1 protein-coding gene is annotated in these 253 nt (G+C 60.1%); it reads right to left on the minus strand.

Annotated features, from left to right (window positions below; all coding sequences use genetic code 11):
* Nucleotides 1-253, minus strand: a 253-nt coding sequence (locus ACPYOJ_RS36040; RefSeq protein ID WP_481420485.1) for a hypothetical protein, incomplete at both ends; no start/stop codon positions are given.

A 253-nucleotide genomic window follows, 5' to 3' on the forward strand; every position in this document is an offset into this window, starting at 1 on the left:
GTTCGCCGGTCACGCCGGCGCTATGGGCGACGCGTGTCTTTCCGTCCCATCGCCGTCGCGGCGCGAAATCCTCTCGTGCTGCGTAGAGGTCGGCGCGATGACGATGACGGGTCATCGCCACATAGGTCAAATGGCGGTCCATCATGCCGCTCACCAGCACGAAACTGCGCTCGACCGTCGCTCCTTGCGATTTATGGATTGTCACCGCATAGCCGTGATCGATGTTACGATAGTGACTTTCGCCGAATACGAC

This window comes from Rhizobium sp. SVR5-9E (assembly GCF_056755095.1).